27 protein-coding genes are annotated in these 23,281 nt (G+C 70.0%); 11 read left to right on the forward strand and 16 right to left on the reverse strand.

Annotation, left to right across the window (positions count from 1 at the left end; all coding sequences use genetic code 11):
• Window positions 1–124: 124 nt before the first annotated feature.
• Entirely contained in the window at window positions 125–1,030 is a 906-nt protein-coding gene (locus tag ACRDSQ_RS01035) for a VOC family protein (protein WP_431417949.1), read from the reverse strand.
• A gap of 1 nt (window position 1,031) precedes the next feature.
• Complete coding sequence (locus ACRDSQ_RS01040; RefSeq protein WP_431417951.1) at window positions 1,032–1,550, reverse strand: RNA polymerase sigma factor; 519 nt, start codon at window positions 1,548–1,550, stop codon at window positions 1,032–1,034.
• Window positions 1,551–1,719: 169 nt separating this feature from the next.
• On the opposite strand from ACRDSQ_RS01040, the gene ACRDSQ_RS01045 reads away from it, so the two are divergent.
• The 4 genes from ACRDSQ_RS01045 to ACRDSQ_RS01060 all read left to right on the forward strand — a co-directional run bounded on the left by ACRDSQ_RS01045 (window position 1,720) and on the right by ACRDSQ_RS01060 (window position 4,827).
• Window positions 1,720–2,124 carry a hypothetical protein gene (locus ACRDSQ_RS01045; RefSeq protein ID WP_431417952.1) on the forward strand — a complete coding sequence of 135 codons (405 nt, stop codon included), beginning with the start codon at window positions 1,720–1,722 and terminating at the stop codon, window positions 2,122–2,124.
• Between the two features lie 47 nt (window positions 2,125–2,171).
• On the forward strand, window positions 2,172–2,990 hold the full coding sequence (locus ACRDSQ_RS01050) for a DUF3097 domain-containing protein (RefSeq protein WP_431417953.1): 819 nt from the start codon (window positions 2,172–2,174) through the stop codon (window positions 2,988–2,990).
• A 70-nt stretch (window positions 2,991–3,060) separates the two neighbouring features.
• The gene (locus ACRDSQ_RS01055) at window positions 3,061–3,486 is read left to right on the forward strand and encodes an NfeD family protein (RefSeq protein ID WP_431417955.1); all 426 of its coding nucleotides are present in this window, start codon (window positions 3,061–3,063) and stop codon (window positions 3,484–3,486) included.
• Between the two features lie 36 nt (window positions 3,487–3,522).
• The gene (locus ACRDSQ_RS01060; protein WP_431417956.1) at window positions 3,523–4,827 is read left to right on the forward strand and encodes an SPFH domain-containing protein; all 1,305 of its coding nucleotides are present in this window, start codon (window positions 3,523–3,525) and stop codon (window positions 4,825–4,827) included.
• 87 nt (window positions 4,828–4,914) lie between these two features.
• Here the strand turns inward: ACRDSQ_RS01060 and ACRDSQ_RS01065 are convergent, their stop codons facing one another.
• From ACRDSQ_RS01065 to ACRDSQ_RS01100, 8 genes are all read right to left on the reverse strand, one after another.
• Complete coding sequence (locus ACRDSQ_RS01065; protein ID WP_431417957.1) at window positions 4,915–6,246, reverse strand: MFS transporter; 1,332 nt, start codon at window positions 6,244–6,246, stop codon at window positions 4,915–4,917.
• 55 nt (window positions 6,247–6,301) lie between these two features.
• Complete coding sequence (locus tag ACRDSQ_RS01070; protein ID WP_431417959.1) at window positions 6,302–6,616, reverse strand: hypothetical protein; 315 nt, start codon at window positions 6,614–6,616, stop codon at window positions 6,302–6,304.
• Window positions 6,583–6,978: a hypothetical protein gene (locus tag ACRDSQ_RS01075; RefSeq protein ID WP_431417960.1), complete on the reverse strand. Its 396-nt coding sequence runs from the start codon at window positions 6,976–6,978 to the stop codon at window positions 6,583–6,585. Before ACRDSQ_RS01075 ends, ACRDSQ_RS01070 begins: the two co-directional genes overlap by 34 nt.
• 31 nt (window positions 6,979–7,009) lie before the next feature.
• Window positions 7,010–8,107, reverse strand: a complete 1,098-nt coding sequence (locus tag ACRDSQ_RS01080; RefSeq protein ID WP_431417961.1) for a winged helix DNA-binding domain-containing protein — start codon at window positions 8,105–8,107, stop codon at window positions 7,010–7,012.
• 29 nt (window positions 8,108–8,136) lie between these two features.
• Entirely contained in the window at window positions 8,137–8,328 is a 192-nt protein-coding gene (locus ACRDSQ_RS01085; RefSeq protein ID WP_431417962.1) for a hypothetical protein, read from the reverse strand.
• A gap of 86 nt (window positions 8,329–8,414) precedes the next feature.
• A complete protein-coding gene (locus ACRDSQ_RS01090; RefSeq protein ID WP_431417964.1) occupies window positions 8,415–9,329 on the reverse strand; it encodes a sucrase ferredoxin in 915 nt (304 codons plus the stop codon).
• A 62-nt stretch (window positions 9,330–9,391) separates the two neighbouring features.
• A complete protein-coding gene (locus ACRDSQ_RS01095; RefSeq protein ID WP_431417965.1) occupies window positions 9,392–10,354 on the reverse strand; it encodes a helix-turn-helix transcriptional regulator in 963 nt (320 codons plus the stop codon).
• 16 nt (window positions 10,355–10,370) lie between these two features.
• Window positions 10,371–11,783, reverse strand: coding sequence for a PLP-dependent aminotransferase family protein (locus tag ACRDSQ_RS01100; protein ID WP_431417967.1), 1,413 nt, complete (start codon window positions 11,781–11,783; stop codon window positions 10,371–10,373).
• Between the two features lie 79 nt (window positions 11,784–11,862).
• On the opposite strand from ACRDSQ_RS01100, the gene ACRDSQ_RS01105 reads away from it, so the two are divergent.
• Window positions 11,863–13,080, forward strand: coding sequence for an MFS transporter (locus ACRDSQ_RS01105; RefSeq protein WP_431417968.1), 1,218 nt, complete (start codon window positions 11,863–11,865; stop codon window positions 13,078–13,080).
• A 49-nt stretch (window positions 13,081–13,129) separates the two neighbouring features.
• Here ACRDSQ_RS01105 and ACRDSQ_RS01110 read toward each other — a convergent pair whose 3' ends face one another.
• The 3 genes from ACRDSQ_RS01110 to ACRDSQ_RS01120 all read right to left on the reverse strand — a co-directional run bounded on the left by ACRDSQ_RS01110 (window position 13,130) and on the right by ACRDSQ_RS01120 (window position 15,042).
• Window positions 13,130–13,387: a hypothetical protein gene (locus ACRDSQ_RS01110; protein WP_431417970.1), complete on the reverse strand. Its 258-nt coding sequence runs from the start codon at window positions 13,385–13,387 to the stop codon at window positions 13,130–13,132.
• An 85-nt stretch (window positions 13,388–13,472) separates the two neighbouring features.
• Window positions 13,473–14,447, reverse strand: coding sequence for an adenosine deaminase (gene add / locus ACRDSQ_RS01115; protein WP_431417972.1), 975 nt, complete (start codon window positions 14,445–14,447; stop codon window positions 13,473–13,475).
• 67 nt (window positions 14,448–14,514) lie between these two features.
• Complete coding sequence (locus tag ACRDSQ_RS01120; protein ID WP_431417974.1) at window positions 14,515–15,042, reverse strand: hypothetical protein; 528 nt, start codon at window positions 15,040–15,042, stop codon at window positions 14,515–14,517.
• 148 nt (window positions 15,043–15,190) lie between these two features.
• Here ACRDSQ_RS01120 and ACRDSQ_RS01125 point away from each other — a divergent pair, with 148 nt between their 5' ends.
• Window positions 15,191–15,604, forward strand: a complete 414-nt coding sequence (locus ACRDSQ_RS01125) for an STAS domain-containing protein (protein WP_431417976.1) — start codon at window positions 15,191–15,193, stop codon at window positions 15,602–15,604.
• A gap of 352 nt (window positions 15,605–15,956) precedes the next feature.
• Here ACRDSQ_RS01125 and ACRDSQ_RS01130 read toward each other — a convergent pair whose 3' ends face one another.
• Window positions 15,957–16,400 carry an N-acetyltransferase family protein gene (locus tag ACRDSQ_RS01130; RefSeq protein WP_431417988.1) on the reverse strand — a complete coding sequence of 148 codons (444 nt, stop codon included), beginning with the start codon at window positions 16,398–16,400 and terminating at the stop codon, window positions 15,957–15,959.
• A gap of 113 nt (window positions 16,401–16,513) precedes the next feature.
• Here ACRDSQ_RS01130 and ACRDSQ_RS01135 point away from each other — a divergent pair, with 113 nt between their 5' ends.
• From ACRDSQ_RS01135 to ACRDSQ_RS01155, 5 genes are all read left to right on the forward strand, one after another.
• Entirely contained in the window at window positions 16,514–17,491 is a 978-nt protein-coding gene (locus ACRDSQ_RS01135) for a tyrosine-type recombinase/integrase (protein ID WP_431417978.1), read from the forward strand.
• Window positions 17,492–17,598: 107 nt separating this feature from the next.
• Window positions 17,599–18,033, forward strand: coding sequence for a hypothetical protein (locus ACRDSQ_RS01140; RefSeq protein ID WP_431417980.1), 435 nt, complete (start codon window positions 17,599–17,601; stop codon window positions 18,031–18,033).
• Complete coding sequence (locus tag ACRDSQ_RS01145) at window positions 18,030–19,937, forward strand: M64 family metallopeptidase (RefSeq protein ID WP_431417982.1); 1,908 nt, start codon at window positions 18,030–18,032, stop codon at window positions 19,935–19,937. Before ACRDSQ_RS01140 ends, ACRDSQ_RS01145 begins: the two co-directional genes overlap by 4 nt.
• A gap of 246 nt (window positions 19,938–20,183) precedes the next feature.
• Complete coding sequence (locus tag ACRDSQ_RS01150) at window positions 20,184–21,140, forward strand: RluA family pseudouridine synthase (protein WP_431417983.1); 957 nt, start codon at window positions 20,184–20,186, stop codon at window positions 21,138–21,140.
• Window positions 21,141–21,182: 42 nt separating this feature from the next.
• On the forward strand, window positions 21,183–21,734 hold the full coding sequence (locus tag ACRDSQ_RS01155) for an MFS transporter (RefSeq protein WP_431417985.1): 552 nt from the start codon (window positions 21,183–21,185) through the stop codon (window positions 21,732–21,734).
• A 9-nt stretch (window positions 21,735–21,743) separates the two neighbouring features.
• Here ACRDSQ_RS01155 and ACRDSQ_RS01160 read toward each other — a convergent pair whose 3' ends face one another.
• Entirely contained in the window at window positions 21,744–22,700 is a 957-nt protein-coding gene (locus ACRDSQ_RS01160; RefSeq protein ID WP_431417986.1) for a tyrosine-type recombinase/integrase, read from the reverse strand.
• A gap of 182 nt (window positions 22,701–22,882) precedes the next feature.
• Window positions 22,883–23,281 (reverse strand): DUF5956 family protein (locus tag ACRDSQ_RS01165; protein ID WP_431417987.1); only part of this gene is annotated, 399 nt, incomplete at its 5' end.

The following is a 23,281-nucleotide window of genomic DNA, read 5'->3' on the forward strand; positions in this document are numbered from 1 at the left end:
GATCAGCAACCGGCAGATGAAAGACCTCCCGATCAGCCGCAACGCCTGGCACGCCGACTGGAACTACACCCTTCACCCACGATCCGACACGCCCGACCCGCACTGACTTGATTCACTACGTGCCCTAAGGTGCTTCCCAGAGCTGGAACCGGGTTCCCTGGTCGTCCGCGCACTCGACCAGCAACCCGTACGGCTTGTGCTGAATCTCCTCGGCCGTGCCGTTGTTGGCCCGGACCCGCTCCAGCGCCGCCGCCAGGTCGCTGACCCGGTAGCACAGCTGCACCTCCGGCCGCTGGGACCGATCGCCCCAGATGCCGAAGTCCGCCAACCCGGTCACTCCCCACGCGTGGGGGAGTGATCCGGGTTCGAACTCCCACCCGAGCACCGCCCCGTAGAACGCCTTCGCCTTCTCGTCGTCGGCCACCACCATCGTCGTGTACGACACCTCACCGACCCGGTGCCGCGTGGCGGTCGGGGGCGGGGTGTTGAGCAGCCACCGGTGGCCGAACGGGTCGACGAACGCCGCCATCCGACCATAGGGCTGGTCCTCGGGCCTGCGCTCGATCACCGCGCCCCGCTGCTCGGCCAGCGCCACCGTCGCGTCGACATCGGGGACCTGCACGTGCAGGGTCGAGCTGAACGTCGTGGGCGACTGTGGTGCGGCGACCGGCACCTCCCCGACACCGCCCTCGGCGAGCATCAGCACGGCGTCGCCGATGCCGATCTCCGCGTGCCCGATCGCGCCGCCCTCCATCTCGTAGACCTGGCCGCGCTGGTGGCCGTCGAACACCTCGATGTACCAGTCGATCGCGACTCGCGCGTCGCTCACCGCGATGTAGGGACTCAGCGTCGGCCCCCACCCCAGTTCGCTCTCGGGGATGACGGTCTTGGTCTTCTGTGCGGTCATGTCACTCGCTCCTGTCGGGCCGAGGACCGCGCGGCGCAGCCGCTCACGCAGGTCGTCGGCGAAGATCGGGTCGGGGTCCACCGGCTGGACCGGTGTGTGGAGGGCGTCCATCGGATCGGTCATGTCAGCCCTCCTTTCCCTCGTAGGTCTTGCGGAACGCTCCCCGCGCGCGCACGAGCAGCGCCTCGGTGGCGTGCACGGTGCGGCCCAGGCAGTCGGCTACCTCGGGGACGGGCAGCCCGTCGAGGTAGCGCAGGGTGAGCGCGGCCCGGTGGTGCGGGCCGAGTTCGGCGAGGACGTCGTGGGCGGCCATGACATCCAGGTGGACCTCCCACGGGTCCTCCACGTGCACGGTCTCGCCGTCGAGTGCGACCAACCCGCGCCGCTCGCGCTCCTCGCGCCGCCAGTGGTCGGCGAGCTTGTGCCGGGCCACCCCGATGAGCCAGCCCACGGTCAACTCGGGCGCACCGGGTTTGCGCAGCGCGGCGACGGCGGCGAGGAACGTCTCCGCCGTCAGGTCCTCGGCCAGCGCGGCGACCCGGCACCGCGCCAGCAGGTAGCCATAGACCTGCGGCAGGACCTCGTCGTAGCGGGCCAGCAGGCCCAACGCCGGGTCGGGCCGCACGCCCGGTTGCGTGCTCACAACCCCATCGTCGCTCGGGGACCCTCGACTCCGACGGGTAGTGCGCCGAATTCTTCGCACAGCGACCGTTCCGCCTCCCCGAAATTTTGGGTTTTGGTCACCTGGTGTCTCATGATTGCGGTCTGGTGGGCACCGTGGTCGGCTCTCGTCACGGTCCCCTTAGGTTCTGGTGAGCGGGGGTGCGGCGGGCGCCGCCTGGCCCGACAGCCCGGGCAAGCTGACCGCGACCGCGAAGCTCGCGGGCCTCGGCGCGAGCGTGACGATCACCGTGGCGGCCACCGCCGACCCCACCTCGACACACGCGTGCCGCAACAACGGCGGCGACTCCCCGGCCGACCCGAAGACGACCCAGACCGTCACCACGGTCACCGCGAGCGGGCAGTTCACCTCCGGCAAGAACGGCCGGCTCTCGGCGACCCTCACCGGCGCACCGCCCGCCGCGACCGTCGCCTGCCCACCCGGGCAACGCGCCGTCATGGTGTCGGTGACTTACACCGGTGTCACCGTGTCCGCGGGCCCGAGCGTCACGACCTCGGTCGCCGGGACGTTCTCGCGAACGTTCTTCACCATCTAGGGCGTGCCTTCGCCGCGCCACCGGGGGCTCTCGCTACGTTGTCGGCCGTGCGCTCACATGACTACGGCCGCGACATCCTCTCCGGCGGGCGGGCCCGCAAGCAGACCCCCGAGGTGCTCGCCGAACCCGGTGTCGTCGTCGAAGACCCGGCCAGCGGGTTCTGCGGCGCCGTCGTCGGATTCGAGTACGGCAACGTCGTGCTCGAGGACCGCCGCGGCGGGCGCAGGCTGTTCCCGTTGAACCCGGCGGGGTTCCTCCTCGACGGCGCACCCGTGACCCTGATCCGCCCACCGGCCGCGACGGCGCCGAGCACGCCGAAGGTGTCGGCGTCGGGGTCGGTGAAGGTCCAGGGGTTGCGGGCGCGGACCGCGCGGGAGAGCCGGATCTGGGTGGAGGGCATCCACGACGCCGAGTTGGTGGAACTGGTGTGGGGGCACGACCTGCGGGTCGAGGGTGTGGTGGTCGAGCCGCTCGACGGCATCGACCATCTCGCGGAGCGGGTCGCGGAGTTCGGCACCGGCCCGGGTCGGCGCCTGGGTGTGCTGGTCGACCATCTGGTGTCGGGGAGCAAGGAGTCGCGGGTCGTCGACGGGCTTCGCGATGACAACGTGCTCGTGACCGGGCACCCGTACGTGGACGTGTGGGCGGCGGTGAAGCCCTCGGTTGTCGGGATTCCCGCGTGGCCCACGGTGCCGCGCGGGATCGAGTGGAAGGTCGGGGTGTGCGACGCCCTGGGGTGGGGTGAGCCCGCCGATGGATGGCGCCGGGTTCGGGCCGCGGTCACCGGTTTCCGCGACCTGGAACCACCGCTGGTGGGGGCCGTGGAACGGCTGATCGACTTCGTCACCGACCCAGGCGAGAACTGACTGGTCACGACACGGTTCGAGTTGGTCCGATCAGCCGATGCGAGTCGCGGATATCTGTCACGATGTGCCTATGGCGCTGATTTGGCTCATCGCTGGAATCGTCCTGATCGCGGCCGAGATCCTGTCAGGTGACTTCTTCCTGCTCATGATCGGTTCAGCGGCGCTGGCGGGCGCGGGTGCCGAGCTACTCGTCGGCAACACCTTCGTCACCGCCGCCGTCTTCGCTGTCACGGCGATCGGGTTGATCACCGTGGCCCGACCCTGGCTCAAGGCCCGGATGCACGGCGCGCACATCCCGGACAACGTGGCCGCGCACATCGGCGGCACCGCCACCGTGGTGTCCACAGTGGACAGCAACGGCGGTCGGATCAAGCTCAAGGGCCAGGAGTGGTCCGCGCGCGCGTTCGACGAGTCGCAGGTCTTGGAACCGGGCACGGCCGTGACGGTCGTGGAGATCTCCGGCGCCACCGCGGTGGTCTGGGCCGAGCGTCTGTAATCGCGCGCATCGTCGCGCCGAAAATTGGAGGTACTGGTGGATCCAACCACCATCATCGTCGCCGTGTTCGTGGTGCTGTTCGTGCTCACGGTCGTGGTCAAGTCGATCCTGGTCATCCCGCAGGCGCAGTCGGCGGTCATCGAGCGGCTGGGGCGTTTCCGCACCGTCGCCGAGCCGGGCCTGAACTTCCTGGTGCCGTTCCTGGACCGGGTGCGGGCCCGCATCGACCTGCGTGAGCAGGTCGTGTCGTTCCCGCCGCAGCCGGTGATCACCCAGGACAACCTGACCGTCTCGATCGACACGGTCGTGTACTTCCAGGTCACCGACTCGCGGGCCGCGGTGTACGAGATCTCCAACTACATCATCGCCGTCGAGCAGCTCACCACCACGACGCTGCGTAACGTCGTCGGTGGCATGAGCCTGGAGCAGACGCTGACCTCCCGTGACCAGATCAACGGGCAGCTGCGCGGGGTCCTCGACGAGGAGACCGGCCGCTGGGGCATCCGCGTGGCCCGCGTCGAACTGAAGGCGATCGACCCGCCGCCCTCCATCCAGGACTCGATGGAGAAGCAGATGCGCGCCGACCGTGAGAAGCGCGCCATCATCCTCAACGCCGAGGGCCAGCGCGAAGCGGCGATCATGACCGCGCAGGGCCAGCGCCAGAGCCAGATCCTCTACGCGGAGGGCGCCAAGCAGGCCACGATCATGGCCGCCGAGGCCGACCGCCAGTCCCGTATCCTCGCCGCCCAGGGTGAGCGCGCCGCCCGGTACCTGCAGGCGCAGGGCCAGGCGAAGGCGATCGAGAAGGTGTTCGCCGCGATCAAGGCGAGCCGCCCCACCCCGGAGGTGCTGGCCTACCAGTACCTGCAGACGCTGCCGCTGATGGCGCAGGGCGACGCGAACAAGGTGTGGCTGATCCCCAGCGACTTCAACAAGTCCCTCGAGGGCTTCGCCCGCATGCTCGGCGCCCCCGGCGAGGACGGCGTCTTCCGCTACGAGCCCCCGGCGCCCGACCCGGAGGCCTCCCGCGCCGAGGAGGACGACCCGACGATCGCCGAGTGGTTCGACACCACCACCGACGCCCGCGTCGCCGAGGCGGTCCGGCAGGCGGAGGCGGTGGTCGACGCTGACGTGTCCGCCGGTTCGCCGGTGCCGCCGACGCAGCCCACGCCCAAGCAGGTGTACGGCGAGCCCGCGGGTATCGGCCCAGCGACGCCGCAGTCGCCGCAGTCGCCGATGCCGGGGATGCAGTTCCCGATCGCGGACCCCGACAGCGAACGCACCCAGGCAATGCGGCCGCCGACGCAGCAGCCCGGCCCGCAGCAGCACCCTGGCCAGTAGTTCGGCGTGATTCCGGCCCCCGCTTGCTTGTGGAGCGGGGGCCGGAGTGCGTTTCAGGGTGCCGGTGCCTGTCGGGTCAGTGCGAGATCAGTCTCGGAGCGGATGGGCGAGTTCGTCCTGGGGGAGCTTCGCCCACACGATCGCCACTGCCGCCACGACCGCGGGCACCAGTCCGGCGATGAGGAACGTGTTCGTCAACCCGATCGCCTCCGACACCGGCCCGGCCACGGCCATCGACACCGGCATCAGCGAGATCGACACGAAGAAGTCCAGTGACGCGACCCGCCCGAGCAGTGCGGGCGGCACGCGTCGCTGAAGCAGGGTTCCCCAGATGACCATGGGCGCGGAGAACATCGCGCCCAGGACGAACGCGGCGACGACGACCACCCACACCTGGGTGGCCATGCCCATCACGACCATCGGCAGGCAGCCGACACCCCAGGTCAGGTTCATGGTGGTGAGGTACCGCTTGGGCATCGGCATCGACGCCATGGCCAGGGAGCCGACCGCGCCGCCGATGCCGAAGGCGGCCAGGACCCAGGCGTGGTCGTCGGGGCCGCCGCGGAGGCGGTCCTTGATCAGGAACGGGACGAGCACGTCGAGCGGGCCCATGATCACGAACACCATCACGCTGGCGAACAGCAGCGTCGCGAGCAGCCACGGTGTGCGGACCATGTAGACGAAGCCCTCGCGCATGTCGGTCAGGGCGCTCCTGACCGGGTGCACGGGCGCGGCGTCGGGGTCGATCTCGCGGCGGACGACGGTTTTCGGGACGGCGGTCAACGCGACGAACCCGAAGGCGGCGGTGGCCGCGGCGATGGCGACGGCGATGCCGGGGGAGAAGGCTCCCACGGCCATGCCCGCCACGGCCGGGCCCGCGGCTTGGCCGATCGTGGGGCGCACCATGCCCTCGAACCCGTTGACCGCCATCAGATCGGACTCGGGAACCAGTGCGGGCAGCCACGCCGAGTACGCCGGGTAGTAGAACGCCATGCCCATGCCGGTGATGAACGAGACCACCGCGAGATGCCAGATCTGCGTGGTGCCCGTCAGCGACAGGAACGCGACCAGGGCCATGCCGCCGAGCTCGACCGCGGCCACGCACAGCAGGATCGTCTTCTGCGGCACCCGGTCGGCGACAACACCCGCGAGCAGGGCGGGCAGCAGGACGCCGATGGCCGAGGCGGTGGAGACGATCGACAGCTGCGCCGGGCCGCCGCCGATGCGGATGACCTCCCACACCAGCGCCACGATCCACACGCCGTGCGCGAAGGTGTTGAGCACCAGCGCCAGCGCGAGCCGCCGGTAGGCGGGGGTGCGGAACGGCCGCAACACCCGCGGCGACTGCTTGGGCTCCGGGGTGGTCTCGAGGTCTGGTGGTTCGGCGGCGGTGGTGGGCGCTTCGCCCTGGTCGGGCATCGGTGTCTCCGTCGGGTGGTGGGTGTGTCCTGATTGTGTCGGGACACACCGACAACTATCGGGTCATTCGGAAAATGAAGTAGTCGACGTGCCAGCCGTCCTTGTCGATTCCATGGGTGGCGATGGTCTTCGCCGTGAATCCGGCGGCGTCGGCTTGGGCGCGCAGGTGGTCGACGTCGCCGGAGGTCCCGAAGAAGATCAGCATGCGCCCGTGATCGGCGAGATGGTCGCCCGCCGCGGCGAAGAAGGTGTTGAGCGCCCGGTAGCCGGGGTCGGTGCTGGCGTTCTCGAGGTGGTCGCGTGGGGTGAACCAGCGGAACGGCGGGTCGAACACGATCAGGTCGAACACGCCGGTGACGTCGCTGAACACGTCGCTGCGGTGGACGTGGACGCGGTCGCCGACCCCGTTGCGTTCGGCGCGGCGGCCAAGGCGTGCGGGTTGGTGTCCACGGCGGTGACATCGCCGGAGCGGGACGCGGCGAGGACGCCGTTGACGCCGCAGCCGGTGCCCATGTCGAGGACCCGGTCTGTCTCGGTGACCTCATCGAGGACCGCTTGGCCCAGCAGGTGCGACACCGGGGTGATCGGGTGCACGTGCGGCGGGACGACGAAAATCCGGCCCAGGTAGTCGAAGGTCTGGTCGGTGTCGACCTGCGCGGAGCGGTACGCGGACTCGTGCCAGCGCCCGATCCGGGCAACGTCCTCGGGCCCCATGGTCGGCTGGTGTTCCATCCCTCGAACCTAGCCCGGTCCGCCACCGGTTTTACGCGAAGCCAACGACAGCGTCGCCGACCCCACGGGCGCGCGCCACCTGCTCGGCTTCGGCTTCGATCGCCGCGGTGATCGTCTTCGTGAGCCGCTGGAACGGAGTCACGGTGATGGTGATCTTGCGGGCGGTTGCCTTGGTGCGCCACGCGCCGACGATCTCGCCGTCGGCCAGCACGGCGCCCGGGTTGCCGATGGGCCGCCACAGTTCTTTGCGGCGCCCGGCGTCCGGGACGAGCAGGTCGCGGTCGCGGGACTGCAGCAGCGGGTCGAACGGGGGCAGCAGCCGCACCAGCCGCGGGTCCGGTGCGTCGCGCAGCGCGGTGATCGCGTCCTCGGGGAGGTAGGCGGCGCGGCCGTCCACGGTGACCTCGCGCAGCCCGTCGGGCCACATCGCGGCGGCCTCGGTCCGGTTGGTCCCCAGGAACGCGGCGGCGTCGGCCTTGCCCGCGGGGCCGTGCAGCCGCAGGTACGCGGTGACCAGCGGCCCGGCACCCACGCTCTTCCTCGGCACCGGGTGCCGCCTCGGCAGCGGGCTCAGCGTCGTGGGTCGGGACTGGCCGTGCACCTCAACCCCGGCGGCCAGCCCGACGAGTTGGAACAGGCTGCCGTAGACGTGGGTGGCTTGGCAGGTGCGGCAGTCGTAGGAGTACCCGGCGGGCAGCCGGGCGGTGACCTCGGTGCTGACATCGCCGCGGGTCTTCTCCCGGTCGACGACCGCGCGCATCGCCTCCGCGCCCGCGGTGAACGCGGTCAGCCCCGCGATGCCCGCGTTGGTGAACTCCGTGCCCGCGCCGCCGAGCCGGGCGATGGCGTCCGCGTCGCCGCGCGGCCACAACTGGGCGGCCATGCCCGCCACGTCAGCGCGGCGAACCACGTGCGGGGCGCCGCGGAAAGTCCACACCGTGGTCAGCGACGAGTCGGCAAGGTCGGCCCCGGCGGGCAGCCGGGACGCCATGGCCACGCGCGGGGAGGACGCACCGGCGTCCTGGATGCCGAGGTCGAGGACCGGCAGATCAACAGGGTGCGCGGTCTCGCGGTGCAGGCCATGCGCGGCGATGCGATAGGCCAGGACCTGGGTGCGGTCGACGTCCACCCGCCCATGATGGCGCAGGGGACCGACAGTCACCTGGTTTGCAGGGAATGGCGGGGCCGGGGCAGGCCGCGGGTCCAGCGGACGAAGTCGGCCGGGTCGAACCGGTCGGACTGCTCGTCATACTCGCGGCGGTCGAACGCGGCGCGACGGAGGATGCGGGTCAGGCCGACGTGCTGAACGCGGCCCCGACGGACCTCGAACCCGGTCCATTGCTGCGTCACGTGCCGTCCCTTTCCCCGCCATGTCCACGAAATCTCTTCGCAATCATGCCCGGCGGGAAGGCCCTTCGGCCTATACCAAACAGCTATCACATGATCCTATGGGCCAAATGAGTGACCACCGGTCCAGGTGTCGCGCCGCAGCTCGCGGGCCGGACAACCTCATCCACGCGCTCGCTGACCGCCACCCGCCACACCCGGCCATCGCGGTGCGTCACCGGGACCAACCAGTCGCCGGCGGCCCTACTTTCGGGCGCACCCACAGCCAGGTCGTCGGCGCCGCAGCCGCCCAGGTGGTCGCGGACGGCGAGTTCGGCGACCTGGCCGACCGCACCCCAGGTCGACCGCCCCCGGCAGCGCTCGGTGGTGACACCGACACCAGTCAGCAGCCCGTGGCCGAACCGGGAGTCCAGCGCGCCGTAGGCGTACCCGGTGGGCAGCAGGACCGCGGTCGGCGCGAACCGGTGCCCACCGAGGTGGGTCGCCTCCCACACCGCGTCCCCGTGCTCGACAGCGAGATCCTCCGCGATCGGGCGACCCAGCAGCGCGCAGCACACGTCGCGGCGCCCGTTGGTGCACACCAGCAGCAGCGGACCCGGCTGCGGCGTCCCGAAGCCGCGAAGGTCGCCCGCACCCCAGGCGGCGAAGTCGTGGTCGAGCAGGTGTTTCGCCTCGACGACCGTGCCGGCTCGCAGCTGGGTGCGCCCGGGCGCGGTGTGCGCGAGGTAGACACGCGCGGGCCTCGGGGTGTGCCGATCGGGGTGTTTGCCGGGACGACGGATGAGAACGATCCGCACCCCGGTGCCCTTGGCCTGCTCGGCCAGTTCGGCGCCGACGGCCGGGTCGAGGTGGCTCTCCCGCAGGGCGTCGCGGCCCCACGGGCCCGGTTGTTCCAGACACAGCCAGGTCGCCGCGGTCGCGGCCGTGCCCTCGAGGGGTTCGTTCAGCGTGCGGGACAGCACCGAGCAGGCGGTGTCGGGCAGCGCCGGGGGAGTCGTCGCCATCGGTGCAACAGTCTCACGCGGGTACCGCCATCCGTGTGAGGGTAGGCAACACTTAGGTGAAGTTAGTTCGAGGTGTCCGCGGCCCGGCCGATTCGATCGGCCAAGCCGCGCAGGCGCTCGATCAACTCCGGGGGTTCATGGACCTTGAAGTCGCAGCCGATCATCGAGATCCACACGGCGATCCCCTCGAGGTGGTTCGCCCCGACGCGCAGGGTGCAGGTGTTCTCGTCGATCGGTTCGAGCACCCCGGCCGACGGTGAGACGTGCTCCGCGGCGGCTTCCGCGGACAGGTGCAGGGTGACGACCGCCTGGTACTGGTACGCCGCGTTGGACAGCCCGTAGCTGGTGTAGGCGACCAGGTCTTTGTCCGGCGGGTCGCGCGGGACGAACTTCGGGCCGGTGGGGATGCGCGGGGTGAGCCGGTCGACCCGGAAGGTGCGCCAGTCGTCGCGGTCGACGTCGAACGCGACCAGGTACCAGCGGCGCCCGGTGTGCACCAGCCGGTGCGGTTCCACGCTACGCAGCGTCTCCTCACCGTCATGGTTGCGGTAGTCGAACCGCAGGCGCTCGTTATCGCGGCACGCGTTGGCGATCGCGGTCAGCGTGCCCGGGTCGACCGTCGGGCCGCCGCGGTGGATCGGCACGGTGATCGACTGCAGCGAGTGCACCCGGTTGCGCAGCCGCGAGGGCAACACCTGCTCGAGTTTCGCCAGCGCCCGCACCGAGGTCTCCTCGATGCCCGCGATCGTGCCCCCGGACGCCGTCCGCAGGCACATCGCCACCGCCACGGCCTCCTCGTCGTCGAGCAGCAGCGGCGGCAGGTCCGCCCCGGCGCCGAGCCGATAGCCGCCCGCGGTCCCCGTCACCGCGTGCACCGGGTAGCCCAGGGAGCGGAGTTTGTCCACGTCGCGGCGCACGGTCCGGTCGGTGACCCCGAGCCGGTCGGCCAAGTCCGCACCCGACCAGTCCCGCCGGGTCTGGAGCAGTGAGAGCAGCCGCAACAAGCGGGCCGAGGTTTCCAACACGGGCCCAGTCTCTCAGCTATTGCGGACAACCAGTGTCCGCCAGACACTCCCGCAACCGGGCCAACCCCTCGTCGATGTCCTCAAACCGGATGGTCCCGAACCCCAACGCGAACCCCGACCGCCCACCGGTGTGCTCACACAACCCCTCGAGGGCGTTCACACCGACCCCGCGCGCCGCCGCCACCGCCGCGTCCACCTGAACCGGTGTCTCCGCGAACACGTGCAGCCCCGCCGCCGACGGCACCAGCGCCGCCACCCCGGCGAAATCCCGCTCCACCACGGACACGATCCGCGCGTGCCTGCGCCCGTACTCCCGCCCCGCCCGCCGCACATGCCGGGCCAGCAGCCCCTCATCGATGAACTTCGCCAACGCAAGTTGCCCGGTGACCTCCCCGTGCCAGTCGCACAACTGCCGCGCCGCCCGCACCGCCCGGCGAACCGCCGGGGGAGCGACGAGGAACCCCAACCGCAGCGCCGGCAGCAGCGTCTTGGAGAACGTCCCCACGTAGACCACCCGCCCATGCCCGTCCAGGCTCTGCAGCGGCTCCAGCGGCCGGTCGGAGAACCGGAACTCGCTGTCGTAGTCGTCCTCCACCACCACCGCACCCCGACGACCCGCCCACGCCAACAGCTCCGCGCGCCGGCCCACCGACATCGGGATCCCGAGCGGGAACTGGTGAGACGGAGTCGTGTACACAACCCGCGCCGACGACGGCAGCGCCGCCACGACCACACCCTGGTCATCGACCGGCACCCCGACCACGCGCGCGCCATGTGCCGCGAACAGCCGCCGCGCGGGCAGATACCCGGGCTCCTCCACCGCGACCACGTCACCCGGCTCCACCAACACCCGCGCGACCAGGTCCAGCGCCTGCTGCGCGCCCTGGGTGATCACCACATCGTCCGGACCCGCGTGCACCGACCGAGCCAACCCGACATGGCGGGCCACGGCCTCCCGCAGCACCCGCTCACCCGCCGGGTCCGCGTAATCCGCCGACCGCACCGCCGAGCGCCGCAGACTCGACGACACCAGCCTGCGCCACGTCGCCCACGGGAACAGCTCCACATCCGGCACCCCCACCCGGAAGTCGAACCGCGGCTCCCACGACGGCGACTCCGCCGGGACGGACCGCCACCGGACACGGGGGAGCACCTCCGCCGACGCCCGCGCCGACCGCGACCGCGTCGCGGGCCGGACACACACGAACGTGCCCGCACCGACCCGCCCCACCAGGAACCCCTCCGCCGTCAACCGGTCGTAAGCGACGGCGACGGTGTTGCGCGAGACCGACAGACGCACCGCCAACTCCCGGCTCGGCGGCAGCCGCTCACCCGGACGCAACCGCCCGTCGAGCACCGCGTCGAGCAGCTGCCGATAGATCTGCGCCGCCAGGTCACCGCGACCCGACAAGCTCACATGGATGTCCACCGGCACCTCCACATTGGCCCAATCAGAAGGACCGGAATTGGAGCTTATCCCTGGCCAATCCACACCCTAGATTAGGCCCATGACCAGCAGGATCATCCCGCCCGAGGGACCCGCCAGGACCCTCGCCATCGCCCAGTTCACAAACTCCGTCGGCGACGGCGCCTTCTATGTCACCTCAGCCCTGTTCTTCACCCGCGTCGTGGGCCTCTCACCCGCCCAGATCGGACTCGGCCTCACCCTCGGCTGGGGCGTCGGCATGCTCGCGGGCATCTGGCTCGGCCAACTCGCCGACCGACACGGACCCCGCCGCGTCGCCACCGCGCTCGCCGTCGCCACCGCCTTCGCGATCAGCGCGTTCCTGCTCGTGCGGTCATACCCGCTGTTCATCGCCGCCGCGATCGTCTACGCCGTGTGCCAGTGCGGCCTCAGCGCCGCCCGCCAAGCCCTCCTCGCGGGCACCATCGACCCCACCCGGCGCACCGAGGTCCGCGCGCACCTGCAGTCCACCCTCAACGCCGGGCTCGCCGTCGGCGCCGCGCTCGGCGGACTCGCCCTGCAACTCGACACCGCACCGGCCTACCTCGCCGTCTTCGCCATCGATGCGGTCGGCTTCCTCGCCTGCGCGCTCGTCCTGCGCGCCGCACCCGCCGTCCCCGGCGCCGCCACCGCCGCGGGGGAACCGCGCCTGGCTGTGTTCCGCGACCGCCCCTACGCCGTCGTCGCCCTGCTCAACATGGTCCTGCAGCTGCACATCCCGCTGATCAACCTCGCGATCCCGCTGTGGATCGTGCAGCGCACCTCCGCACCCACGGCCATGGTCTCGACGTTGCTCGTCCTCAACACGATGGGCGTCGTCCTGTTCCAGGTGCGTCTCGCCCGCCGCGTCACCGACCTGCGCACCGCGACCCGCTCCATCCGCCACGGCGGCGCAATCCTGCTCGCCGCGTGCACCGCGTTCGCCCTCACCGCCGCGGGCGCCTCACCCTGGGTCGCGGCCACCGTCCTGCTCGGCGCGGCGACCCTGCAGGTGCTGGGGGAGATGCTGCACAGCGCCGGGACCTACGCCGTCAGCTTCGACCTCGCACCCGCCGACAAACACGGCCAGTACCAGGGGTTCTTCGGCTCCGGATTCGCCATCGCCCGCATGCTCGGCCCGCTGCTGCTCACCACGATGATCCTCACCTGGGGCACCGCGGGCTGGCTCACCCTCGGGGCGCTGTTCCTCGGCGCGGGCATCGCCATGGGACCGGCGGTCCGCTGGGCCGAACGCACCCGGGCGCTGCCTGTCCCCGCCTGATCGATCGCGCCGACCCCGCTGCGCGCGGCCGACATCCCCAGAGTCCCCGTCAGGACATCAGCAACCGGGTCCCCGCCCGCGTCGCCTCCACCCGCGCGTCGCGCGTGCCCACCCCCGGGCGAATCGCCACCAGACCACGCTGCTCCAACAACGTCAGCGCGTCGGACTCCCACTGCGGCACCCGCCCCGCCGGGGCGCCGTCGGCATCCGCCCACAGGAAACCCATCGGCGCACCCCAAAGTCCACTGTGGAACAACACGGACCCCTCGGCGGCATGGTCCAACGCCCGCCGCTCGTCCTCGGTCATCGCACACCTCCCGGCGAATTCCTTATATCTCCCACCACGTTCGTAGCACTGGGCACCGACAAAACCGGGACCGACACGCACCCTGTCACCCCAGCCAGTTCGCGACCCCGGCCAGCAGCTCACGCTTCACCCCATCGGGCGCGAACGACGCCTCCACCGACGTCCGGGCGAACCCCGCCAACACCTCGTCGCCGAATCCGAACACCGACCGGGCCAGCTCGAACTCAGCCGTCAGCGACGTCCCGGTGACGTTCGGGATGTCGGTGTTCAGCGTGACCGCCAACCCGGCGTCGACAAGCTGGGGGAGCGGGTGCCCCGACAGCGACCCCCCCAACGCCACGTTCGACGACGGACACACCTCCAGCGCCAACCCCAGGTCTCGCACCTCCGCCAGCACCTCCCGGTCGGCCAACACCGAGATCCCATGCCCGAGCCGCTCCGCCAACCCCACCCGCACGGCCTCCCGCACACTCTCCGGACCGGCGCGCTCACCCGCGTGATGCACCACCCGCAACCCCAGCTCCCGCGCCCGCGCGAAGACCTCCGCGAACGGCGCCGCCGGATACGCCTCATCACCGGCCAACCCGACGCCCACCACACCCGGGAACCGCGACGCCAACTCCACCGACCGCCACGCGCGCTCCACCGACCGCCGCCGCGAGTGGTCCAAGATCAGCCCCACCTCGACACCGAACCGCCGCCGCCCCTCGGCCAGACCGTCCAACACCGCGGCCAACGGCATCTCAAGATCACCCAACCGCTCACCGTGCGACGCCGCGGTGAACATCGCCTCCGCGTACCGGGCGCCCTGCGCGGCCTCGTCCGCACAGAACTCGACCGCGATCCGACGGAAGTCCTCAGGGGCGCGCAGACACTCCCGCACCCGCGAGTTCTGATCGGCGAACGCCCGGAACCCGTCGAACGAGAACGGGCCGTCCGACACCTCCGGCGGCACCTCGATCCCGTGACCCGCGCCGATCTCCACCAGCGTCGCCGAGCGGATGGTGCTCTCCAGGTGAACGTGGAGGTGGACCTTGGGGAGATCGATCACTGAGCGCATAGCGCCCACCGTAGGAACCGCGACGGCCTAACGCAGCCGAATTCCACTCTCAACGTCAACTAGAGGGTTAGGCTGAGCAAGTCTCAAGTAGAGGGTGGGCTAGCCGGGTAAAAGCGCAGGTCGGGGCCATGCGCGCGCAGCCACCCAGGCGGCACGCGCCATCGCCAACGGCGCCAGGAACCAGCGGAATCGTTCGGTTCACGAAGGCCGCCGCGTGCGCGGCCAACCCCGAATCGAGCACCGCCGAACCGAGCATCAACCGGTCCACCACGGTCAGCGGTCCACCCTTCGCCGTCTCCGCGATGGTCCACTGATGGCCACGCAACGCCGACCGCGCCCGCGCGTACCGACGCAGACCCGACGCCAGGGGAGCGCCGTCGACCAGAGCGGGCGCGACCGCGTCGACCAGCCACTCCGCGCTCTGGAACGCCCACCCGCACCCGACACCCTGCGCCGGGTCCGATGTGAGCGCCGCGTCACCGATGAGCGCGACATCGGGCCGCGGTACCGCCGCACGCGTGATGAGCGGGTAGTCGATCGACCCGATGACCTTCGAGACGCGCGTCGCCCCATCCAGGCCGGGGGTGTCGGGCATCCGCCGGATCGTGGCGTCCTCAATCGTGACTTCGCCCGCCCTGGACACAACAGGTCGAAACAAATAGGAAATCGGTGGCAACCTTTCCGGGCCCACACTGATCAAGGGGGAGTAGGGCAGACTCCGCCGGACGACAGGGGACACCGCAGTGGCGTTGAAGTTCGCACGAACACCGGCCGAGCTGGCCCACCGGGCCGTCAAGATCACCGTCGAACGCACAGGCCGCACCGTGTCCATCGCCGCGTCCGGGCGCATCGACCTGGCCACCGAAGGCCCTTGGTACGACCAGATCATGGCCGCCTGCACCGACGACAGCGACACCAAGCGGGTGGTCATCGACCTCACGTCGGTCACATTCCTGAGCTGGGCGAGCACCGCCACGCTGGTCCGAGCGCATCGGGCGTGCGCCAGACACGGGCGTTCCCTGCGGGTGCTGGCGTGTGGACCGGTGCTTGCCTGCCTGCATATGACGCACCTTGACGAGGACGTCACCATCACGGCCACGACGCCGAAGGTGAAGGAACCCCTTCCGCACGGGACGTCGAGCTGGCTCATCGCCTGAGTGAAGAGGGGCTGACCCCCGGCTACTTTACATAATGTCGATTATCGAACTTACGAGATATCAAGCTCGGCAGCCGCTGACCCAGGGGCGAAACGTCACTGTGACGTTTCCCGGGTGGTGCGCCGAGACCTTGAGAAAGCCCTCCAGGAGGCCCGTCAGGGCGCGTTTCGAGGTTCCGTCATCGAGCGGCCAGCCGAAGCGAGCGCGTGAGCGTCGCGGGACGCGCGCATGTGAAGCGTTCCTGCGGAGGCGGCTGAGCCAAGCCCCGACCCCGGATCAGACAGAGCCCTCTCGAACGCATGTTTGATGCATAATGCCTATTATGCATGAAAGATCAACTTCTGGATGAGGCTCAGAGGGGCAGTTTGTAGCCCTCGTGGGTCGCGGTGAAACCCAGGCGGTCGTAGAACCGGTGGGCGTCCACGCGGGCCTTGTCCGAGGTGAGCTGCAGCATCACGCAGCCACGCTTGCGGGCCTCCTCGATGGCCCAGCGCATCATCGTCTCCCCCAGGCCGAGTCCCCGCGCCGAGGCGGCGACCCGCACGCCTTCCACCTGGGCTCGGAACGCGCCCCTGCGCGACAGGCCCGGCAGCAGCGACAGCTGGAACGTGCCGACAACCTCTCCGTCACGTTCCGCTACGGCCAGGAACTCATGGTGATCGGCGTCGATGACCGCGAAGGCGTCCTTGTACGGCGTCAAGTCGTCCGGTGACTCCCGCTTCGCGCCGATCTCGTCGTCGGCGAGCAGGCCCACGATGGCGGGGACGTCGTCGATGGTCGCGCGGCGGATGTTCACGTCGGTCACAAGCACTCCTTTTGGGCAACTGCTCTTCGATGCCAGCCTGCCACTTCCGTGCCCCGGTCGCGCCGGATTGGGTTTTTGTCGGTGTGACCTTGTATGCACTAACAGTGAAGTTGATCGACGCCCAGGAGGCGTTCTTCGTCGCGCGGCGGACGCGTAAGGACTCTCCGCACACGACGGCGGCGTATCGGCGGGACTTCGCGGGTGTCTCCGCCCAGGTGGCGGCTGTGTTGGGCGTCGAGGTCGCGGAGATCGACCTGGTCATGGTGGCGGCGCAGCCGTTGCGTGCGGCGTTCGGGGTGTTCGCCGACAGCCATGCCAAGAGTTCGGTGGCGCGGGCGTGGTCGACGTGGAATCAGTTCTTCCAGTTCTGTGTGGCCGACGGGTTGTGTCCGGGCAATCCGATGGGGGCGATCGGACGGCCGCGGGCCGCTCCCCTGTCCCCCAAGCCGCTGCGGGGAGAGTCCACCCCGGAGCAGCTGCTCTCGGCGATCGCGGCCGGGGCTCGGCAGGCGAGGGCGCCGTGGCCGGAGCGGGATCTGCTGGTGCTCGCCCTCGGTCTCGTAGCCGGGTTGCGGGCCTCGGAGATGCGGGCGTTGACTCGGTCGGCGATGGTGGGCCGTCCGGGTGAGCGTCGGTTGTTCGTGCACGGCAAGGGCAACCGGGAGCGGTCGATCCCGATCGAGGCGCCGCTGGAGCGGGTGATCGAGTCCTATGTGGCGTCGTGTGACGAGCGGTTCTCCGCCAGGTTCACCGCCGAGTCCCCGCTGTTGCTTGGGTCGGACGGCGCGGCGATCGGTCGGGGTGCGCTGGATTACCTGGTGAAGTCCTGTTTCCGGTCGGCGGGGATGCATGACCGGGTGCCCGCAGGCGCGAATCTGCATGCGCTGCGGCACACGTTCGCGACCCGGTTGGCCGAGGACGGGGCGAACGCGGTGGAGATCATGACCTTGTTGGGGCACGCGAGTCTGAACACGAGCCAGAACTACATCGAGGCGACCGGGTCGCATCGGCGCGCGGCCGCGGCGAGCAACCGGACGTACCGGGTGTTGGCGGATCTGTCCGATCCGGACCCTGCCCTTTAGGGCCGTAAGACCCCAGTAAGGCCAATCCGGTATCCCCCGGGCCTTCGTGGGCCTCTTTCCGCATGTCAGGGCGTGTGACGCGCCAGGCTGGGATGGAGGGCACTGCGATGACCGAGCCGAACCCGTCGGGTGAGCCGACGGCGGTCCGACTGCTTTTCGAATACGAGGGTGACGAAGTGCGGCTGCTGCTGCAGCAGCCGGTCGACGTCGCCGTCAGCGGCTTCGACCTGCCCCGCGAGCACGTGGTGGGCAATCACGTCGAGGTGCGGGACGCGAACGAGGAGATGCTGAGCCGGGTCCCGATCCGGGCCGGGATGGACACCAGTGTCGAGGTGTTCCCGGAGGACCCGAACGAGCCGATCACGCGCACTGACGTGCCGCGGGCGCAGGGTGCGTTCACCGTCGTGGTGCCGACGACCGAGCGGGCCGACCACGTGACGGTGGTGCGGATCCCGCCGGCCGGTGACGTGGCGCCAGCCGAGGCAGGGGCGAGCGATGTCGTGGAGCTGGGCACCTTCCCGCTCACTGGGGGTGCGCGATGACCACCTCGGACGGCACCGTCCAGGGCACGACGCAGATCGCGGGCTCCGCGCCGCGCAATCGGGCGTTCAACATCGTGCTGCTGGCGGATGGATTCACCGCCGGGCAGCAGGCCGCGTTCAACACCGCGGCGCAGGACTTCGTGAACGCGTTGAAGGCGACGCCGCCGTTCGACGAGCTGAGCCCGGCGATCAACGTGTTCCGGGTGAACGTGGCGTCCACGGATTCCGGTGCGGACGACCCGGTCGCGGCCGGTGGCACCGGTGCGACAGCGCGGACGTACTTCGACGCGACGTTCGGCGGCAACGGCATCCGCAGGCTGCTGCTGTGCAACCAGTCGACGGCGTTGCAGGTGGCCACGGCGCAGGTACCGGAGCACAGCCTGGTGCTGGTGGTCGTGAACTCGACGATCTACGGCGGCGCGGGTGGGTCGATCGGGACGTACTCGCTGGCCAACGGCGCCACGGAGATCGCGATCCACGAGGCCGGGCACACCGCGTTCGGCTTGGCCGACGAGTACGCGTACTACGCGGGCGGCAACGAGACCGGGCACGACCACCATCCGGCGGGTGAGCCGTCGGAGCCGAATGTGACGGTCAACAGCAACCGCACCACGCTGAAGTGGCGGTGGGCGGTCGCGTCGAGCACGGCGATCCCGACGATGAGCAACCCGGACTGCACCACTGTGGACAACCGGGCGAGCACGGTCCCGGCGGGCACAATCGGCGCGTTCGAGGGCGCGCACTACTACCACTGCGGCGCGTTCCGACCGGAGCACAACTGCAAGATGCGGGCGCTGGGCGCGCCGTTCTGCCGGGTGTGCCGCCAGGTGATCTGGAACCGGCTGGAGCCGCTGAGCACGCTGCAGTCGCGGGGTCGGACACCGCTCAGTGTCCTGGCGCGCTATCAGAGTCACCTCGATGTGTTCGCGGTGGCGAGCAACGGGCGCACGATGAGCAACTGGTGGGATCAGTCGTCGGGGTGGGCGGGCTGGTTCCACGTGTCCGGCGGCATCGCGTCCCCGGGTGGGTCGGGCTCACCGGTCACGTCGATCGCGCGGTACCCGAACCATCTGGACTTGTTCACGGTCGGGACGGACAACCGGGTGTGGAGCGCGTGGTGGGATGTGACCACGGGCTGGTCCGGCTGGTTCCGCATCGGCACGCTGACAGCGAGAGCCGGGTCGACGGTCAACGTCGTGGCCCGCAACCGTGATCACCTGGACTTGTTCACCACGGCTTCCGACGGCCGCACGATGTCGGCGTGGTGGGACGTGTCGTCGGGCTGGTCGAACTGGTTCCACGTCTCCGGCGGGGTCGCGGCGAACGGTGCGACGGTGACGGCGATCGCGCGGAACCCGAACCACCTGGATCTGTTCACGGTCGGGACGGACAACCGGATCTACAGCACGTGGTGGGACGCGGCGTCGGGCTGGGCGGGCTGGTTCCGCCTGGGCACCCTGACCGCGCGCCCGAACTCGACGGTCAACGTCGTGGCGCGCAACCCCAACCACCTGGACTTGTTCACGACCGCGTCGGACGGGCGGATCATGTCGGCGTGGTGGGATGCGGCTTCGGGTTGGTCGAACTGGTTCCACGTGTCCGGTGGGGTGGCGTCGGCCGGGTCGTCGGTGACGGCGATCCCGCGGGGTGCGAACCATCTGGATCTGTTCACGGTCGGGACGGACAACCGGATCTACAGCACGTGGTGGGATGCCGCGACCGGCTGGGCGAACTGGTTCAACATCTCGGGTGGGATCGGGCAGGCCGGTGGGCATGTGGCGGCGATCGAGCGGTTCAGCAACCACATCGACGTGTTCGCGGTCGGCTCGGACGGGCTGATGTACAGCGCTTGGTGGGACATCAGGACTGGTTGGTCGAGGTGGTTCCGGCTGAGCATCACCTGATCCGCGTGACGGAGGGCCAGGTCACCGATCGTGGCGATCGGGCCCTCCGCCCTTGGGTGCGTGGTCGGCGTTCCAGGACGGCACGCGGATGCACCCGTTCGGCGCGAAGGTCGACGGGAAGCTGGTGGGGATCACGCACTTCCTCGTCCACGCGCGTACACCACGGCGCGCCGGTTGTATGACCAGGTGGCGGTCAACCGTGGCTTCATCCTGTACCAGATCGGCCTGTAGGTAGGCTGACCTGCGATGAGACGCAAACTTCGCTCCCCTCTCCCCCAGCGGCATGGGCTTGACGCTGCGCGCCTTCGGCTGCCGGAGGAGGGTTCGTGGGCGACGATTCGGGATCACCTCGTGGCGCGGTTGCCACGGGTCGACCCGGAGCGCATCGACATGATGTTGCGGGAGGAGCGGATCGTCGGGCTCGATGGGCCGGTGGCTCTCGACGCTCCCTACGAACCTGGGTCGTTCGTGTGGTTCCACCGGGATCTCCCGGTCGAGGTGCCGGTGCCGTTCGACATCGGGATCGTCTACCAGGACGACGACATCCTGGTCGTGGACAAGCCGCATTTCCTGGCGACGATCCCTCGTGGCCGGCACATCGTGCAGACCGCGCTGGTGCGGTTGCGGCAGGAGTTGGGGATTCCGACGCTGAGCCCGGCGCACCGGTTGGACCGGGTGACGGCCGGGTTGTTGATGTTCGTGGTCCGCCCGGAGTTGCGGGGCGCGTATCAGACGATGTTTCGGGATCGGTTGGTGCGCAAGGAGTACGAGGCGGTCGCGCGGCACGACCCTGATCTTGAGCTGCCGGTGACGGTGGAGAGTCGGATCATGAAGGAGCGCGGGGTGATCACCGCGCAGGAGGTGCCCGGCGAGGTCAACGCGCGTACCCGGGTCGAGTTGGTCGAGGCGCGCGGCGGGGTCGGGCGGTATCGGTTGGCGCCGGAGACTGGGCGGACGCATCAGCTGCGGCTGCACATGTCGGGGTTGGGTGTGCCGATCCTGGGTGACGACTTCTACCCGGTGCTGACGGAGAAGCCGCTTGGTGACTTCACCGCTCCCCTGCAGCTGCTGGCGAAGGTCCTGGAGTTCACCGATCCGGTGTCGGGTTCACCGCGGCGGTTCGAGAGCCGGTTGCGGTTGGCGGCGTGGGAATCGCCTGGTGAGTGGCTTAAAACTGGTGCCGCGCCGGTCGGGGTCGGTTAATCTCGGCGTATGCCTTTCCTTTGACGTAGGCCCCCGGAGTCCGTGCGCGGGTTGGTGCGGGTGTCGCTGTGGTGGGCGACGCTGACCTACCTGGTTCCGATCTACCCGCTGTACGCCGTTCTCTTCGCCGACACCGGTCTGTCCGGTGCGGAGATCTCGCTGCTGTTCCTGATCTGGTCGTCGGTGTCGATCCTGGCTGAGGTTCCGCTGGGTGCGGTGGCTGACCGGTTCTCGCGGCGGTCGTCCCTGGTGGGCGCGAGTCTGCTGCAGGCGTTCGGGTATGTGCTGTGGATCGGGTTGCCGGGGTTCACCGGGTTCGCGGTCGGGTTCGTCCTGTGGGGCTTTGGCGGCGCGTTGGAGTCGGGTGCGTTCGAGGCGCTGCTCTACGACGGGTTGGCCGATCAGGGTGAGGAATCGACGTTCGCGCTGGTGAATGGCCGGGTCACCGCGGTCAATCTGCTCACCGAGCTGCCGACGGCGGCATTGGCGTCCGGTCTGTTCGCGCTCGGTGGGTATCGGCTCGCGGCGTGGGTCAGTGTTGGGGTCGCCGTAGTACCGGAGAAATTTCGGGCGGATATCCCTGACCAGCGGTGATGGGCGGGTTCAGCCACGGCGGCGTGGGCTGGACAGCGCTTCAGTGGCGGTGTGGACGGCGGCGAGGCCGGGTTTGACGTAGCGCTGCACTGAGCGCAGAGATTTGTGCCCGGTCTTGGCCATGATGACGTTGGCGGAGGTGTTGGCGTCGCCGAGGTGGGTGGCGGCGCTGTGGCGGAGTTGGTGCAGGCGCAGGCCGTCGCCGTAGTGGCCGAGCAGGATGCGGGCCCGGTCGTAGCCCAGGCGGACCCGTCCGGTTTCGAGGCAGACGTCCTTGGAGTCGGCTGTCGCCCTGCGGTGCGGGCCTGGTCGGTGCTCGGAGAGGAACAGCGGGCCGTGTTCGCGGCCGACGATGAGCCGGGGCAGCAGGTGTGCGGTGTCGGTGCCCCAGGTGATCCACATGGTGTCGCCGCCCTTGACGGTGACGCGGGCCTGTTTGTTGGGCAGGTCCAGGTCCTCGATGTTCAGGGCGAGCACCGCGGAGGCGCGGCTGGCGGATTCGTAGAGCATTCGCCACAGCGTATTCTCCCGCAGCGGCACGTCGCGGCGTCGGCAGAGCCGGTCGATGCGTGAGCGGGACACGGCCTTGGTGTCGTCGTTGTTCTCTCGTCGCCGTCTCGTTGCCGCGGGCACCGCCGGCGCGGTCCAGTGTTGTTTGTCGGCGCACCAGGTCAGCCAGGAGGTGACGGCGGCGCGGTTGCGGTTCCAGGTCGCTGGCTTCGCCGTGCCCCACAGCGTGGTGAGCGCGGCGGCGATCTCGGTGTCGGTGACGTCGGCCAGCGCCCGGCCGGGGGTGAGCTGTTCGGCGGCGCGGTCGAGCACGCCGGTGTATGCGCGCAGGGTGTTCGGGGCGGTCTTGACGTTCGGGGTGTCGAGGAACGCGTCGACCGCGGCGCGCACGCTTGGCCCGCCGACCTTGCCGGTTCCGGCTCGCTGGGTGTCGAGCTGCGTCACCGTTGCCGCCATGGTCGCCTCCCGCCGGGTTCGACCTACCGGATAACACGCACGAGTCGCGCTGTGGCCGCGCACGGGTTCGCGCTGGTCGCCACACCTCATTGTTGATCACTCTACCGGATAATGGCCCGTTATCCGGTAGGGCTGAATGGTGAATCGGAGCTCGGATCGCCAGATCGATGCGCGAGAACCGGTCACGGCTGCTGGAGGTCGGCGACGATCCTGGCCAGGAGTGGCGCGATGTCGTGTGGCCTGGTGGCCGTCCCGTGTGGGTCAAGTCCGCGCAGCCGGGTGTTGATCTCGGCGTGGAGATGGTCGAGGGTGGTGTGGCCGCGGGGAAGTCGCTGGTACCAGCGGTATCCGCGGGGTGGGGCGGGGACGCCGGTGTCGGCGAGGTAGTCCTCGACGGCTTCGTCGATGGTGTCCTGGTCGGCCAGTCCGCGCGGCTCGACGCGAACAGTGGCCGCGTCGTCCTGGATGGTTGTCACGGTGACGGTGTGGTGGGCGAGGTCGAGCAGCCGCACCAGGTGGGCGGGGCCGACGTACCAGGCGATGAGCATGGTGAAGCCGGTGTCGGGGACCTGGTGGTAGAC

Source organism: Actinokineospora sp., from assembly GCF_050699995.1.
In the GTDB taxonomy this organism is placed as follows: Bacteria; Actinomycetota; Actinomycetes; order Mycobacteriales; family Pseudonocardiaceae; genus Actinokineospora.

Bases quoted from the DNA above. Each gene is read 5' to 3' on its own strand.
- ACRDSQ_RS01055 (WP_431417955.1), top strand. From the start codon at position 3,061: ATGGCGCTGATTTGGCTCATCGCTGGAATCGTCCTGATCGCGGCCGAG.
- ACRDSQ_RS01110 (WP_431417970.1), bottom strand. From the start codon at position 13,387: ATGACCGAGGACGAGCGGCGGGCGTTGGACCATGCCGCCGAGGGGTCC.
- ACRDSQ_RS01150 (WP_431417983.1), top strand. From the start codon at position 20,184: ATGAGACGCAAACTTCGCTCCCCTCTCCCCCAGCGGCATGGGCTTGAC.
- ACRDSQ_RS01075 (WP_431417960.1), bottom strand. From the start codon at position 6,978: ATGGAACACCAGCCGACCATGGGGCCCGAGGACGTTGCCCGGATCGGG.
- ACRDSQ_RS01160 (WP_431417986.1), bottom strand. From the start codon at position 22,700: ATGGCGGCAACGGTGACGCAGCTCGACACCCAGCGAGCCGGAACCGGC.
- ACRDSQ_RS01065 (WP_431417957.1), bottom strand. From the start codon at position 6,246: ATGCCCGACCAGGGCGAAGCGCCCACCACCGCCGCCGAACCACCAGAC.
- ACRDSQ_RS01120 (WP_431417974.1), bottom strand. From the start codon at position 15,042: ATGCCCGACACCCCCGGCCTGGATGGGGCGACGCGCGTCTCGAAGGTC.
- ACRDSQ_RS01145 (WP_431417982.1), top strand. From the start codon at position 18,030: ATGACCACCTCGGACGGCACCGTCCAGGGCACGACGCAGATCGCGGGC.
- add (WP_431417972.1), bottom strand. From the start codon at position 14,447: ATGCGCTCAGTGATCGATCTCCCCAAGGTCCACCTCCACGTTCACCTG.
- ACRDSQ_RS01140 (WP_431417980.1), top strand. From the start codon at position 17,599: ATGACCGAGCCGAACCCGTCGGGTGAGCCGACGGCGGTCCGACTGCTT.
- ACRDSQ_RS01035 (WP_431417949.1), bottom strand. From the start codon at position 1,030: ATGACCGATCCGATGGACGCCCTCCACACACCGGTCCAGCCGGTGGAC.
- ACRDSQ_RS01090 (WP_431417964.1), bottom strand. From the start codon at position 9,329: ATGGCGACGACTCCCCCGGCGCTGCCCGACACCGCCTGCTCGGTGCTG.
- ACRDSQ_RS01105 (WP_431417968.1), top strand. From the start codon at position 11,863: ATGACCAGCAGGATCATCCCGCCCGAGGGACCCGCCAGGACCCTCGCC.